Raw genomic sequence first — 13263 nt, 5'->3', positions numbered from 1 at the left:
GCCGGCGCACGATCGAACAAACCCGCTGCAACCCGTGCAGCAATCCCGCGTTAAAGAGCATGGGCCTCGCGTCCGCCCAGCGTTGATGCGACAGGCTCTTTCGCGGAGACACAGATGACAAAGAAATCGTTTGGCCGCCCCGTTCCAATTCTCGTCGGCCTAGGTTTCCCTCGCCATGTCGAAAATATCTGGCAGGCCTATGACGTCTTGAACGAATGGCCGAGTCGCGGCCCGGCGCACAAGGCGGCGTTCGACGCCTGTCGCGCCGGGCTGGCTGACGAGGTCGATGCCGAGACCGTGCGCGCGGCGTTCGAAGCATTCGCCCGCAAGGCGGGCATTCTGGCGCACGATGTCGCCGCCGAAATACCAGCAGGCACCAATCCCACTGCGGTTCGCGACGTCGGCTAAAATGCCCAGCAGGCCATGTGACCTGCTGAGGCTAATTTATATCAAGGGTGGTTAAATCGGGAGGACCGCCATGCTGGAGATAAAGTTCGATGCTCCGGTTTGCATCTACTTCGGCAAGCCGGGACGATCGCGAATGGTCAGCTCCATTTTCGAGGCTTCTTACTGCCTCAAAAGCGAGAAATGGCCTGCCCGCAATGCCCCGTTGTCGCTGATGGCGGCAGACGCATTGGATGGCGCCCAGATCGGCCAGATTACGGCAGCGGAAGCCCGCGAAGCATTTATCGACGCGGCTTTGGAAGCGAAGATTCTTGTCGAAGGCGAGCCGCATGACACACATGCCCGGACAGCCTTCATGCCGGACGGCGGGTGAACCGGCAGGCTGCTTCCCCGCAGAGCCGTTTATCGCGAATGGCTGGCTTCCTCGGCCTTTTTCTCCCGTTGCTGCCTGAGGACCTCGTCGGTTCCGACCAGCTTCTTCGATCCGCCGGGGATCGCGGTGGAAACAACAGCCGGCGGGTCGCTTGCGGGGAAAGAATCCTCCAGACCCGCCTGCAGCTGGTCTTCCAGCGTCTGCGGCTCTTCCGAGCGGCCAGGGGTCCTTCGGGTGTCTACATTCTCCAGCGGCTGTGTCATGTCCGGTGAAGACCTGACTTCTCGAATCCAGCCATAGAGCTGTTCGATGGCAAATTCCTTCATTGTGTCGAAATCGGCCTTTTCGTCACGCGATGCCTCGATTTGATCAACCATGGTCTTTTCGAACCGTTCGAGGCTCTCGCTTCCACACGCTCGGCAGAGACGCACCAGCGCCTCGCGCAGTATGAGTGGCGCAAAGTGCGCTGTCGCCTCGAGCCTGAGCTGCTGCAAACGCTCCGGGGTAGCGGCTTGGAACTTCGACATGCTCGACCTCTTCGCCTTGTGGAGCATGTCAACGAAAATTGTCGGCGGATGTTCCATCGGCGGCCGCTGCATCGCTCGATCCTCAGCGGTGCGCGCCACCACCGACTGCCATGCGGATACCGAGACCGACGACGAAGCAGCTGTGCCGGATGACCGTCCCGGCCGCCCGCTATGTAGAACCCATGCGGCTACTTCGGCCCGGATTCGCCAGATGCCTTGGTGCCATCGTTGGACCTGCCGGCATTTCGCATCATCTTGAGTGCTTCGTCCCTGGTCAGGCCGCACCTGCGGGCAAAGAAATTGACCTCATAGGCCTGCTCGGCCGACAGGCCGTCTTTGGCATGCACTCTGCGCTTGTGTTTGCGTCCGCTCATACAGGCTTGATCCCGTGAGACTTAGCCTCCCCAACTCACATCGGGCCAACCGGTTCCCCACTGCTTCGTCGCTGCGCAGGCTTTTCAGGCGCCGTCGGGCCGGCCGACCTTGTCCTTGAGTTCGTTCAGGAATGCGAGCAGCGCGTCCTCAGGATCGTCGGCCGCTTCGGTCAGCATATCGATGCCCCAGCGGCCGAGGACAGCCTCCTGGACGATGCTCGGCTGCGACATGAAGATGAAGGATTTCGGGCGATTCTTGTCATAGCCGGAGCGGCGCCAGGTCTGCCAAAGCCGGTGCAGCAGCAGACGGATGTTCATGTCGGACATGCTGTAGCCGATGAACAGGATGGTGCGCCCGAGCGCGTCGGCCCGAAATTTCACGTCGAGCGGCGAATCGAACGACAGCCGGTCGAAATAGTCGGTCTCCGCCAGGACCAGAGATTTGTCGTCGTCGAAATCGCCGTGGAATTTGATGATCTGCGTCACCTCGCCAGTGGCCTTGGGCAAATCCTTCGCATTGGCCACTTTCACAAAGGGCCGGCTATGGATCTCGAAGGCAACTTCGAGATTTCGGTCGTAGTTTGTCGTGTAGATGATCGGAAAATCGAGCGACACGATGAGTTTGTGGATCGCCGAGCCCTGCACTTTCTCCCGCGAGACGCTCCATTCACGATCCATCCAGCTGCGCAAAGGGCCGAGGCTCCCCTGCTTCAGCCGGTAGTATTCGGCAAGCGCCTGATAGCTGGCCTCCGGCGCACCGATCGTATCCTCGTCCAGACCGAGCTCTTTTTGCATGTGTTCGATGAGCTTTTGCCAGGACGGCAAGCCGACGCTCATCGACACCCCGGCTCCAACGAACAAGATAGCTCGTCGCTCTTTCACCGATTGAGCCAGTTGCTCGACTGCAGACAGCATTCGACACAACTGCGATAGGTGCCGCTCCGTTCCAGCCGAGCCCGGACCACCGGGAATAGATTTACTTCCGACTTGAGTGCTAACATTCGGATCGGCTGTCCCGAGCGCCCGGCCGCCGACTTTGGCCAACCGAATCCGACATTTATTTCGTTGCATTTGGCACTTCTGCGCCGCTCACGCGTTGGAGAGTGTTCAACAAACACGGCGCAGCTGCAGCTAATGGAGCTCTGCGCCAACGTCGGCAAACTCGACAGCCAATGAGGCAAGCGCGACTGGTGGCGGCGAAAAAAAGGGGAAAGAGGCCATTGGCTGCGATGCTGGGATGGACGCTGCTGGCAGGCTTCGCGTTGACTGCCGCGGCGGTTGCTCAGTCAACGTCAAGTCCTGCGATAAATCCGCCTGCCGCAGCTGCTCCGCCCGACGACGGCCAGTGGGCGATGCCGGCAAAGAACTACGCCTCGACCCGCTACAGCGAACTTGCGGAGATCACCGAAGACAACGTCAAAAACCTGCAAGTGGCCTTCACCTTCTCGACCGGCGTCAACAAGGGCCAGGAGGCTGCGCCCCTGGTGGTCGGCAACACGATGTACATCGTGACGCCGTTTCCCAACATCCTCTATGCGCTTGACCTTACCAAGCCCGGCGCGCCGATGAAGTGGAAGTTCGAGCCCAATCCCGAGCCTGCGGCGCAGGGCGTTGCCTGTTGCGACGTGGTCAACCGCGGTGCAGCCTTCTTCGAAGGGCGCATCTATTTCAACACGCTCGATGGCCACACGATCGCCGTCGATGCGGCCACCGGCAAACCGCTCTGGAACACCCACATCGGCAACATCAACATCGGCGAGACCATCACCATGGCGCCGCTGGTGGTGAAGGGCAAAGTGCTGGTCGGCAATTCCGGCGGCGAAATGGGCGTACGCGGCTGGATCAAGGCGCTCGACGCCAGCGACGGGCACGTCGTCTGGACGGCCTACAATACCGGCCCGGACGCCGAGGTGCTGATCGGCCCCGATTTCAAGCCGCATTACGACATGGACAAGGGCAAGGATCTCGGCGTGACGTCGTGGCCGCCCGACGCCTGGAAGATCGGCGGCGGCAATGTGTGGGGCTGGATCTCCTATGACCCGGACCTAAACCTGATCTTCCATGGCACCGGAAATCCCGGTCCGTGGAATCCGGATCTGCGGCCCGGCGACAACAAATGGACCGCCGGAATCTTTGCCCGCGATCCCGACACCGGCGCAGCCAAATGGTTCTATCAATGGACCCCGCACGATCTGCACGACTACGACGGCATCAACGAACAGGTGCTGCTCGACATGACCTGGCAGGGCAAGCCCCGCAAGGTGCTGGTCCGACCGGAACGCAACGGCTACGTCTATCTGTTGGATCGCACCACCGGCGAGGTCCTGTCGGCAGTCCCCTTCGGGCCAGTCAATTCCAGCACGGGCGTCGACCTCAAGACCGGCCGGCTGATTGTAAATCCGGACAAGAAGACCGGCACCGGCAAGGTCGTGCGCGACATCTGCCCGACCGCATCGGGCCTCAAGGACTGGCAGCCTTCGGCATTCTCGCCCAAGACCGGTCTGCTCTACATCCCGCACAACAATCTCTGCATGGACGAAGAGGGCGTCGAGGTGAATTACATCGCCGGCACGCCCTATGTCGGCATGAACGTGCGCATGATCCCGGGGCCGGGCGGCAATCGCGGTGCTTTCACCGCCTGGGATGTCGCCGCCGCCAAGCCGGCGTGGAGCCTGAAGGAGAACTTTCCGGTGTGGAGCGGCGCCGTCGCCACCGCCGGCAACGTCGTGTTCTATGGCACTATGGAAGGCTGGTTCAAGGCGGTCAGCGCCAGGACCGGCGAACTGCTGTGGCAGTTCAAGACGTCGTCCGGCATCATCGGCCAGCCGATCACCTATCGCGGCCCGGACGGGCACCAATATGTCGCGATTCTTTCGGGCGTCGGCGGCTGGGCCGGCGCGATCGTATCCGGCGATCTCGATCCGCGCGACGCCACCGCCGCGCTCGGCTTCGTCAACGTCATGAAGGATCTGAAGGATGTAACCACGCCGGGAGGTACGCTGTATGTGTTCCGGCTCCCTTGAGAAGATCGGCCGAGTTGCGCGCGCACGGCGAAAATCTTCCCGGCGGTTTGGCGCCGCGGTCGGCGCACTGGCGCTCTCGCTCGTCGCCGCCGTTGCCGATGCGCGCGAATTGAGGATCTGCGCCGATCCCAACAACATGCCGTTCTCCAATGCCGCCAGGCAGGGCTTTGAAAACAAGATCGCCGAACTCATCGCGACGGAGCTTGGCGCAACGGTTTCCTACACATGGTGGGCACAGCGCCGTGGCTTCGTCCGCAACACGCTGAAGGCCGGCCGGTGCGATCTTGTGCCCGGCACGCCCGCCAATCTCGAGATGCTGCGCACGACCGCGCCCTACTACCGGTCTTCCTATGTGTTCGTGACACGCAAGGATGCGCCGGAAATCACGTCCTTCAACGATCCTCGCCTGCGCGATCTGCACATCGGCGTCCAGCTGATCGGCGACGATGGCGCCAACTCGCCCCCCGTCCAGGCGCTTGGCCGTCGTGGTATCGTCGGCCATCTCATCGGTTTCCCCGTCTATGGCGACTATTCGGCGCCGAACCCGCCAGCACGCATCATTGAGGCGGTCGCGAATGGCGACATCGATATGGCCGTCGTCTGGGGACCGTTGGCCGGCTACTTCGGTGCCAGGCAAAAAATGCCGTTGCGGATTACGCCGGTTGCGCCGCGCATCGACGGTCCGCTGCTGCCGATGATCTACGACATCTCGATGGGTGTGCGCCACGACGACGATGCGCTGCGCAGCGAAGTAGACGCAGCGCTCGCCAAACACCGCGCCGAGATCGATGCAATCCTGGCGGAATATGGCGTGCCTCGCCTCGACGTCGCCGGGGCGGCAGTGCGATGAACCGCTGCCTTCCATGCTTGCTGTCGGCGATGCTCGTCCTTGCCGCTTGCCAGCGTGAGGAACGCGAAACGCGTCCACAGTCGGCGCTCGGCTCGGGCGATCAACCGGCAGCCGTGACGGCCCTCGAGCCGGGCGGCCAACGGCCGACCTCGTCCGACAACAAGGCCGGCGTGTTCGAGGCCAACGCCTTCCACCTCAGCGAGGGCAAGCGTCTGTTCAACTGGTTCAACTGTTCCGGCTGCCATGCCAATGGCGGCGGCGGCATGGGCCCGGCCCTCATGGACCAGAAGTGGCTCTATGGCAGCTCGATCGAAAGCATCCACGCCACGATCAGGGACGGCCGGCCCAACGGCATGCCGAGCTTCCGCGACACGATCCCGGATGACCAGATCTGGGAGCTTGCTGCCTTCGTCCGGGCACTGAGCGGCAACGCACCGTCCTCCGCCGCGCCGGGCCGCGACGACGACATGATGCCCCATCCATCCGAGAATCGCCTGCCGGACGCCGCGACGCTGGGGAAGTCGCCGTGAGCCGCGGTGTCTGGACGATGTGCTGGTGCACGGCCTGCATCCTGCTCCTCGCAGGATGCAGCGGCTGGCAATCCGCGCTCGACCCAAAGGGCCCGGCCGCGAACGAGCTCGCATGGCTGATCTGGTTCTTCACAGCACTCTGCACGGTGGTCTGGCTTCTGGTGATGGCCGTGCTGATCGTGCCATTGGCCCGGCGCGCGGCGCCGCTCGGCGACCCGCTTGTCCTCGACGCTGCCGCCGAGCGCAGCAAGATGCGAATTGTCGTCGCCGCACTCGCCGCTACCGCCCTGATCCTGGTCGGCCTGACGCTGCTGAGCTACTTCGCTAACCGGACGCTCGCCGCCATCGGCTCGGATGCGGCGCTGACGATCCGGGTGACCGGGCATCAATGGTGGTGGGAGGTGCGCTACGAAAACGATCAGCCGAACCGCATCCTGACGACCGCCAATGAAATCCACATCCCGGCGGGCGAGCCGGTGCGGCTTGTGGTGACCTCGACCGACGTTATCCATTCCTTCTGGGTGCCGAACCTCTCGGGCAAGCTGGACGTCATTCCAGGCCACGAGAACGTTCTCGATCTGAAGGCGGACAAGCCCGGCGTCTATCGCGGGCAGTGCGCCGAGTTCTGCGGCGCGCAGCATGCCAATATGAGCACCTTCATCATCGCCGAACCTCGGCCCGTCTTCGATGCCTGGCTGAACGATCAGCTGCGGCCGGCGGCCGCCCCCGTGTCGGCCGAGGCCAAAACCGGCCACGACCTGTTCCTCAAACGGCCATGCGTGATGTGCCACAAGATCGGCGGCACCATCGCCGGCGGCACCGTCGCCCCAAACCTCACCCATATCGCAAGCCGGCAAACGCTCGCTGCCGGCACGCTGACAATGAGCCGCGGCAATCTCGCAGCCTGGATAGCCAATCCGCAGGGGATCAAGCCAGGCGCCCACATGCCCGTGGTGCGACTGGACGGGGACGAACTGAATGCGATCGTCGCCTATCTCGAGGGCCTGAAATGAGCAGCGCCGACGTGGCCCGTGAGCGTCGGCTCGCCGGCGAGCGAGCAGCGGCCGGCAAAGGAGACCTGGCCCCCGAGCGCGACGGTCCTCGCGATACCGGCCTCGACGACTCCAGCCTTGACCGCTGGCTGGCGCGGACATGGCAGACGGCGCCGGGCATCATCGGTGCGCTCTCGAGCGTCGACCACAAGATTGTCGCGCGGCGCTACCTGATCACCGCTTTCGCCTTCCTGTGCCTCGGTGGCCTCAGCGCCGTTGCCATGCGCATCCAACTGTCGGGGCCGGAGCGCGGGCTGATCGGGCCCGACCGCTACAACCAGCTGTTCACCATGCATGGCGTGACGATGATGTTCCTGTTTGCGGTGCCGATCGTCCAGGCGACCGGCATCTACCTCGTGCCGCTGATGGTCGGCACCCGCAACATCGCCTTTCCGCGCCTCAATGCATTCAGCTTCTGGATTTATCTCTCCGGTGGCCTCTTCGCCTGGGTGTCGTTTGCACTCGACATGGCGCCCGACGTGGGCTGGTTCTCCTACGTGCCGCTGTCCGGTCCTGAATTCGGGCCAGGCAAGCGTTCCGACGTGTGGGCGCAGATGATCACCTATACCGAAGTGTCATCGTTGGCGGTCGCGGTTGCCACCATCGTCACCGTGCTGAAGCAGCGTGCGCCGGGCATGTCGCTGGACAAGATTCCGCTCTATGTCTGGGCGATGCTGGTCACCTCCTTCGTCATCGTGTTCGCCATGCCGGCGGTCATGATCACGTCGACGTTCCTGATCCTCGACCGGCTGGTCGGCACCCATATCTTCAATCCCGCCGAGGGCGGCGACGTATTGCTGTTCCAGCACCTGTTCTGGTTCTTCGGCCACCCCGAAGTCTACATCATATTCCTGCCGGCTACCGGCATGGTGTCCTCGATCATCGCCGCTTTCGCCCGGCGTCCGGTATTCGGCTATCTGGGCATGGTACTGGCCTTGATCGCGGTCGGCTTTCTGTCGTTCGGCCTGTGGGTTCACCACATGTTCGCAACCGGTCTGCCCAAGCTCGGCGCGAGCTTCTTCACCGCCTCGAGCATGCTGATCGCGATCCCGAACGGGCTGCAGATCTTCTGCTGGCTGGCGACATTGTGGGACGGACGCCCGATAATCAGAACGCCGCTGCTGTTCGTGTTCGGCTTCTTCTTCACGTTCGTCGCGGGCGGCCTGACTGGGGTGATGCTGGCGTCGGTGCCATTGGACCTGCAAGTGCACGACACCTATTTCGTGGTCGCGCATTTCCATTACGTGCTGATCGGCGGGTCGGTGTTCCCGCTGCTCGGCGCGACCTATTTCTGGTTCCCCAAGATCACCGGCCGGATGATGAGCGAACGTCTCGGACGCTGGCACTTCTGGCTTGCCTTCCTAGGCTTCAATGCGGCGTTCTTTCCGATGCACATTGTCGGCCTGTGGGGCATGCCGCGGCGGGTCTACACCTATCCGGTGGAACTCGGCTGGGGCAACATCAACCTGTTCATCACAGCCGGCGCGGTCATCCTGTTCCTAAGCTTCGTTCTGTTCACTATAAACCTGGTGTACAGCGCCTCGAGGGGCGCCCCGGCCGGGGACAATCCCTGGAATGCCGGCACGCTGGAATGGGCGACGAGCTCTCCACCGCCGAGCTATAATTTCGCTCGGATCCCTGTGGTTACCCACGCCGAGCCGCTCTGGGCCGAACGTGACACGCTGCCTGTCGCGACCGGGCTTCGCGTCGACGCGCGCGAACTTGTCATTTCGACCGTGGCAGAGGCGCATCCAGATGTGCGCGAGAAGTCGGCGACGCCGTCGATCTGGCCATTGTTCGCCGCGCTCGCCGTCGGCGCCACCTTTCTCTATTCGATCTTCAGCCCGTGGGCGGTGGTCTGGGGAGCCGGGCCGATCGCCATCACTTTGATCGCTTGGTTCTGGCCGAAAGGCGATCCGGAGGATGAGGAATGAAACAGCGTCCTGCCGCCGATCTTTCCAAACTCCCGACCTTCGGGATCGGACCGCGCAGCCCGACCTGGTGGGGCACTCTCGCCTTCATGGCGCTGGAGGGCACCGGCTTCGCGCTCGCCGCAGGCACCTATCTTTACCTCGCCTATCTGTCGCCCAAATGGCCATTGGGCGTGCCGCCGCCCAACCATTGGCCGGGCACCATCGTCACGCTGTTGCTGCTCGCCAGCGTGGTGCCCAATCACATACTGAACCGCTACGCCGAAGCCTGTGCCATGGTGCCCGTGCGCATCGGCTTGATCGTCATGTCGCTGCTCGGTATCGCACCGCTTGTCGTGCGGTGGTTCGAATTTCCGGCCCTCAACATTTATTGGGATACCAATGCGTACGGCTCGATGCTGTGGGTCCTGCTCGGCCTTCACACAACGCACCTGATTACCGACGTCGGCGACACGCTGGTGCTGACGGTCCTGATGTTCACGCGCCATGGCTATAGCGGCCGGCGTTTCGGGGACGTTGGCGACAACGTCTTCTACTGGGATTTCGTGGTCGCGACCTGGATCCCGATCTATCTGTTGATCTACTGGATGCCGAGGCTTGACTGAGATGCGTGCGCTTCGCTTGGGCACATCATGGGGCGGGCTGTTGTCCGGGCCTTTGGCCTGGGCGGTGTCGACGCAGCTGAATTATGTGTTCGTGGAGTGGCAGTGCGCCCACGGTATTCCCGTCATACCGGTCATTGCGCTGGTGCTGACAGTGCTGGCCTTGCTCGGCGGCATACTTTCGTGGCGGGCGCGACAGCAAGGTGGCGCCGCCTTTAAACCGGATCGTACGCGCGGCACCGAGCATTTCGTCGCCAATATCGGCATTCTCAGCGCGGTGCTGTTTGCGCTGGTAATCGTCATGCAAGGCGCGGCTTCGCTCATTGTTGACGGCTGCCTACGATGAGCTTCGAGGCGCTCTTCTCGACCTCGATCTGCTACGGTGCCGGCGCCCCGCAGGCCGGCTGGACGCTGGCGTTGCCGATCACGCTGCCGCTAACCATGGTCGCACTGCTTTACGCGGCAGGCGCCTTTCGGCTGTGGCGGCGGAGTGCCCGCAGCCGCCCGTTGCGGTTGCGGCAAGCCCTGCTGTTTGCGACCGGCTGGGCCATTTTGGCGGCAGCACTGGTCAGTCCGCTCCACGCATTCGGTGAGCGCGTTTTCACCGCCCACATGATCGAGCACGAGCTGTTGATGGCGGTGGCGGCACCCCTGCTGGTCGCCGCCCGTCCGGCGGCGGCGATGATGTGGGCATTGCCGATCAAGCTGCGGCTGGCATTTGGCGCAGCCGGGCAGGCGAAGGTGCTTCGAACCGTTTGGGCCGCCGTCAGCCGCCCTCTAGCCGCGACCTTCCTGCACGGCGTCGCGATATGGGCGTGGCACGTTCCGGCGCTGTTCGAGGCGGCGCTTGCACAGGGTGTCCTGCATTATGCGCAACATGCCAGCTTCTTTGGTACGGGGCTGCTGTTCTGGTGGGTGCTGCTGCCGCGTTCAGGCCGCGAACAAGCCTACGGCAGCGCAGTCATGCACCTCTTTTTCACCTCGCTGCACACCGGCCTGCTCGGGGTGCTGCTGCTGGTCTCGCCAAGGCTGTGGTACCCGGTAAACGCAGCCGGCGCGGAATTGTGGAGCCTTAGCCCGCTCGAGGACCAGCAGCTCGCCGGCTTGGTGATGTGGGTTCCGGCTGGCCTGATTTATGGCGGAGCCGCGTTGCTGCTGGCCGGTCTGTGGATTCGCTCAAGTGGACAGAGAAGATGGGAGGCGTCGCATGCGCTCCAGGCTGTCTAAGCTGGTCATTGGTGCCGGGACGGCGATTGCCGTGCTGGCCGCAGCTTGGGCGGCGCTGACGTTGTGGCCGGAGCGCCTCGTCAGGGTCGCGCATAAGACGGACAATGCCCCTGGCAGCATCGGCGTGCGCGCAACATCGCGCTTCACTCCGTCCGGACCCATCCTCGGCGCCGCGGCAATTGTCGTGCTTGTTGCAGCCCTGGCCGGGATCGCGTTGTACTTCGAGCAAAGCCGTCGAGTGGAGCAGAAGGCCGACAATGCAACCGGCGGTGTTGGCGCCCGCGCCATACCAATTATCATGGCCAATGGCTGTGCCGGATGCCACACGATCGCCGGCGTGCCCGGCGCGCAGGGACTGGTCGGTCCACGCCTCGACGCCAGCTTGGCCACCCGGGTCTATATCGGCGGCGTATTGTCCAACAACCCGCGAAACATGGTCCGTTGGATACGCGCCGCAAGAGAGATCAATCCGCACACGGCAATGCCTTCGACCAGAATTTCCGAGCAGGATGCGCGGGATATCGCGGCCTATCTCTATTCGCTGAAATGAAAGTCATCGCTCATCCCGGCAGCTGCACGCGGCCTGTCTTCACCAGTCGATCGCAGGCCGAGTGATCATCAGCCAGAAAATCCCGAGTACCGCAGCGAAGGCGGGGAAGCCGAAGGCGAACCACAGCCAGAAGAGCCGATGATAGCGCGGTGGCAACGGCGCGCCTGCAGCGGCGGCTTGCGATGCCAGCTTGCGCATCTGCATTTGCATCCAGACGACCGGGAGCCAGAACATTCCGGTGAAGATATAGAGCGCGATCGAAAGTACGATCCAGCCCTCCGACAGCGAGTAGCCTGCCTGCCAGGCGAGCGCGGCTCCGGTCAAAGGCTGCGCGACCACGGCCGTCGCGGTGAAAAGGAAGTCGGCGACGACGACGATACGCGCCACCGCCGCAACCGTCGCGGCATTGCCGGTCCTGTGGGCGAGCAGCATGAAGAAAGCGATACCGGCGCCGGTACCAAGCAGCACGGATGCGCCGATGACATGCAGAAATTTCAGCTGGAAATAGAGCATCAACGCTCCTCCAGCACTGCCAAGGCCACAAAGTGCAGCACCAGGATCGGCAACACCTTGAGGAACGGCCCAAGCGGGTCGTTCCACAGATCGGGGCTCAGGAAGCTTCCGACGACCAGGTAGAAGAGCGAGAGCGCGATGCCGCCATAGAGGCCTTTTCGCGTCGCTGGCCGCCAGGCTAGGAGCGCGCCGACGGCGATGTCGGCAAGGGCACCGGCTATCACGGTCGGCGCCGACAAGATGCCAGCCCCCGTGCTTTGCATCAGCTCGATGCCACCGTTATAGCCGGTGGTCAGCGACACAATACCCGTCACGATCCAGAAGAAGGGCAGGACGACGAAGATCGCAGGCTTGATGAAATACAGCCGGGCAAACCATTTTTCCTGCACCGTTGCCGGATTGAGCGCGAGGAAGCCCGCCAGGGTTTGCGGGCGTATGCCGGTCGCGGCGGTCCAGTCCGAGGGATCTCCAACCGCTCCTCGGGCGATCTCTCTGGCCGCGTTGGTGCGCATCGGTGGACGCCAGCCGAACATCGCGGCAAGGTCGCCGAGGCGGTAGAGAAGCCTTGCAACAGCCGCCGGCAAGACAAACCTGGCTGCAGGAGCCCAGCCGAGCCATCGGCGATAGCTGCCGACGACCTCGTCCATGCTCAGCTGTTCGGGACCGACAAGTTCCAACACGACGCGAGACGGACTGTCGGGATCGAGAAGGAAGACGACTGTTGAGACCACATCGTCGAGTAGTACCACCTGGAGCCGGCCGGTGCCGGGCATGGACGGCAGCACCGGCAGCGAGGCGAGACCCCTAAACAATGCGCTGGCCCCAAACACCGGCCGGCCGAGCACCACGGACGGGCGCAGGATCATCCAATTCAGATCAAGCGCCATAAGCGCTTGGTCGCCGGCCAGTTTCGTCGCCGAGAATGCCGAAGGCTGCGCCCGATCGACGCCTATCGCCGAGAAGTGGATTACCCGGGCAACCCCTGCCCGCGCACAGGCGAGGAAGAGTGCTGCCGCCGCATCGCGATGGACTTCGCGCGTCTTTTCGCGAGGGCTGTCCTGCAGGACGCCGGCACAATTCACGACGGCGTCGACACCCCTGAGATGCGGTAGCCAGTCTTCGGGCTGCAGCGCCGCCGCCATGTCCAGCACCAGCAATTGATAATTGCCGGCCCGATTTGCGCCGGGGCTGCGGACCAATCCGATCACCTCATGCCTTTCGGAAAGAAGGCGTGCCACGACGGAGGCACCGATCAGGCCGGCGGCGCCGATAACCAGGACTTTCACTGGACCCCATTCTCCGACGG

At 63.2% G+C, this 13263-nt stretch carries 16 protein-coding genes; 11 read left to right on the top strand and 5 right to left on the bottom strand.

The window, feature by feature from the left end; translation table 11 throughout:
- Positions 1–114 precede the first annotated feature (114 nt).
- Complete coding sequence (locus NKI18_RS10555; RefSeq protein ID WP_023676145.1) at positions 115–408, top strand: DUF982 domain-containing protein; 294 nt, start codon at positions 115–117, stop codon at positions 406–408.
- Positions 409–478: 70 nt separating this feature from the next.
- Positions 479–778, top strand: a complete 300-nt coding sequence (locus tag NKI18_RS10550) for a DUF982 domain-containing protein (RefSeq protein WP_352614923.1) — start codon at positions 479–481, stop codon at positions 776–778.
- A 29-nt stretch (positions 779–807) separates the two neighbouring features.
- Here NKI18_RS10550 and NKI18_RS10545 read toward each other — a convergent pair whose 3' ends face one another.
- The 3 genes from NKI18_RS10545 to NKI18_RS10535 form a co-directional block, all read right to left on the bottom strand.
- Entirely contained in the window at positions 808–1305 is a 498-nt protein-coding gene (locus NKI18_RS10545; RefSeq protein WP_352614922.1) for a hypothetical protein, read from the bottom strand.
- A 188-nt stretch (positions 1306–1493) separates the two neighbouring features.
- Positions 1494–1679 (bottom strand): hypothetical protein, encoded by a 186-nt coding sequence (locus NKI18_RS10540; RefSeq protein ID WP_352451523.1) that lies wholly within the window; start codon positions 1677–1679, stop codon positions 1494–1496.
- An 84-nt stretch (positions 1680–1763) separates the two neighbouring features.
- Positions 1764–2594: an SIR2 family NAD-dependent protein deacylase gene (locus NKI18_RS10535; RefSeq protein WP_502899027.1), complete on the bottom strand. Its 831-nt coding sequence runs from the start codon at positions 2592–2594 to the stop codon at positions 1764–1766.
- A 314-nt stretch (positions 2595–2908) separates the two neighbouring features.
- Between NKI18_RS10535 and NKI18_RS10530 the strand changes: the two genes are divergently transcribed.
- From NKI18_RS10530 to NKI18_RS10490, 9 genes are read left to right on the top strand one after another with little or no spacing between them, the layout of a single operon-like run.
- A complete protein-coding gene (locus NKI18_RS10530) occupies positions 2909–4702 on the top strand; it encodes a methanol/ethanol family PQQ-dependent dehydrogenase (protein WP_352615297.1) in 1794 nt (597 codons plus the stop codon).
- Positions 4683–5552 (top strand): substrate-binding domain-containing protein, encoded by an 870-nt coding sequence (locus NKI18_RS10525; RefSeq protein ID WP_352614918.1) that lies wholly within the window; start codon positions 4683–4685, stop codon positions 5550–5552. The genes NKI18_RS10530 and NKI18_RS10525 overlap by 20 nt, the downstream gene beginning before the upstream one ends.
- Positions 5549–6082: a c-type cytochrome gene (locus NKI18_RS10520; protein ID WP_023676152.1), complete on the top strand. Its 534-nt coding sequence runs from the start codon at positions 5549–5551 to the stop codon at positions 6080–6082. Before NKI18_RS10525 ends, NKI18_RS10520 begins: the two co-directional genes overlap by 4 nt.
- Before the next feature lie 17 nt (positions 6083–6099).
- A complete protein-coding gene (gene coxB / locus NKI18_RS10515) occupies positions 6100–7095 on the top strand; it encodes a cytochrome c oxidase subunit II (RefSeq protein WP_352615295.1) in 996 nt (331 codons plus the stop codon).
- The gene (gene ctaD, locus NKI18_RS10510) at positions 7092–9068 is read left to right on the top strand and encodes a cytochrome c oxidase subunit I (protein ID WP_352614916.1); all 1977 of its coding nucleotides are present in this window, start codon (positions 7092–7094) and stop codon (positions 9066–9068) included. The genes coxB and ctaD overlap by 4 nt, the downstream gene beginning before the upstream one ends.
- Entirely contained in the window at positions 9065–9670 is a 606-nt protein-coding gene (locus tag NKI18_RS10505) for a cytochrome c oxidase subunit 3 (RefSeq protein ID WP_352457412.1), read from the top strand. The genes ctaD and NKI18_RS10505 overlap by 4 nt, the downstream gene beginning before the upstream one ends.
- Before the next feature lies 1 nt (position 9671).
- On the top strand, positions 9672–10013 hold the full coding sequence (locus NKI18_RS10500; protein WP_352615293.1) for a hypothetical protein: 342 nt from the start codon (positions 9672–9674) through the stop codon (positions 10011–10013).
- Positions 10010–10894 carry a cytochrome c oxidase assembly protein gene (locus tag NKI18_RS10495; protein ID WP_352614915.1) on the top strand — a complete coding sequence of 295 codons (885 nt, stop codon included), beginning with the start codon at positions 10010–10012 and terminating at the stop codon, positions 10892–10894. Before NKI18_RS10500 ends, NKI18_RS10495 begins: the two co-directional genes overlap by 4 nt.
- Complete coding sequence (locus NKI18_RS10490; RefSeq protein ID WP_352614913.1) at positions 10875–11444, top strand: c-type cytochrome; 570 nt, start codon at positions 10875–10877, stop codon at positions 11442–11444. The genes NKI18_RS10495 and NKI18_RS10490 overlap by 20 nt, the downstream gene beginning before the upstream one ends.
- A 39-nt stretch (positions 11445–11483) precedes the next feature.
- Here NKI18_RS10490 and NKI18_RS10485 read toward each other — a convergent pair whose 3' ends face one another.
- The gene (locus NKI18_RS10485) at positions 11484–11957 is read right to left on the bottom strand and encodes a DUF2269 family protein (protein ID WP_353019647.1); all 474 of its coding nucleotides are present in this window, start codon (positions 11955–11957) and stop codon (positions 11484–11486) included.
- Positions 11957–13243 (bottom strand): SDR family oxidoreductase, encoded by a 1287-nt coding sequence (locus tag NKI18_RS10480; protein ID WP_352614911.1) that lies wholly within the window; start codon positions 13241–13243, stop codon positions 11957–11959. The genes NKI18_RS10485 and NKI18_RS10480 overlap by 1 nt, the downstream gene beginning before the upstream one ends.
- Positions 13244–13263 lie beyond the last annotated feature (20 nt).

Origin of the sequence: Mesorhizobium sp. M0800, from assembly GCF_040320095.1 — a bacterium.
Taxonomy (GTDB): Bacteria; Pseudomonadota; Alphaproteobacteria; order Rhizobiales; family Rhizobiaceae; genus Mesorhizobium.
This window is presented reverse-complemented; position numbering and strand designations above follow the sequence as displayed.

Bases quoted from the DNA above. Each gene is read 5' to 3' on its own strand.
- NKI18_RS10555 (WP_023676145.1), top strand. From the start codon at position 115: ATGACAAAGAAATCGTTTGGCCGCCCCGTTCCAATTCTCGTCGGCCTA.
- NKI18_RS10550 (WP_352614923.1), top strand. From the start codon at position 479: ATGCTGGAGATAAAGTTCGATGCTCCGGTTTGCATCTACTTCGGCAAG.
- NKI18_RS10545 (WP_352614922.1), bottom strand. From the start codon at position 1,305: ATGTCGAAGTTCCAAGCCGCTACCCCGGAGCGTTTGCAGCAGCTCAGG.
- NKI18_RS10540 (WP_352451523.1), bottom strand. From the start codon at position 1,679: ATGAGCGGACGCAAACACAAGCGCAGAGTGCATGCCAAAGACGGCCTG.
- NKI18_RS10535 (WP_502899027.1), bottom strand. From the start codon at position 2,594: ATGCTGTCTGCAGTCGAGCAACTGGCTCAATCGGTGAAAGAGCGACGA.
- NKI18_RS10530 (WP_352615297.1), top strand. From the start codon at position 2,909: ATGCTGGGATGGACGCTGCTGGCAGGCTTCGCGTTGACTGCCGCGGCG.
- NKI18_RS10525 (WP_352614918.1), top strand. From the start codon at position 4,683: ATGTGTTCCGGCTCCCTTGAGAAGATCGGCCGAGTTGCGCGCGCACGG.
- NKI18_RS10520 (WP_023676152.1), top strand. From the start codon at position 5,549: ATGAACCGCTGCCTTCCATGCTTGCTGTCGGCGATGCTCGTCCTTGCC.
- coxB (WP_352615295.1), top strand. From the start codon at position 6,100: ATGTGCTGGTGCACGGCCTGCATCCTGCTCCTCGCAGGATGCAGCGGC.
- ctaD (WP_352614916.1), top strand. From the start codon at position 7,092: ATGAGCAGCGCCGACGTGGCCCGTGAGCGTCGGCTCGCCGGCGAGCGA.
- NKI18_RS10505 (WP_352457412.1), top strand. From the start codon at position 9,065: ATGAAACAGCGTCCTGCCGCCGATCTTTCCAAACTCCCGACCTTCGGG.
- NKI18_RS10500 (WP_352615293.1), top strand. From the start codon at position 9,672: ATGCGTGCGCTTCGCTTGGGCACATCATGGGGCGGGCTGTTGTCCGGG.
- NKI18_RS10495 (WP_352614915.1), top strand. From the start codon at position 10,010: ATGAGCTTCGAGGCGCTCTTCTCGACCTCGATCTGCTACGGTGCCGGC.
- NKI18_RS10490 (WP_352614913.1), top strand. From the start codon at position 10,875: ATGCGCTCCAGGCTGTCTAAGCTGGTCATTGGTGCCGGGACGGCGATT.
- NKI18_RS10485 (WP_353019647.1), bottom strand. From the start codon at position 11,957: ATGCTCTATTTCCAGCTGAAATTTCTGCATGTCATCGGCGCATCCGTG.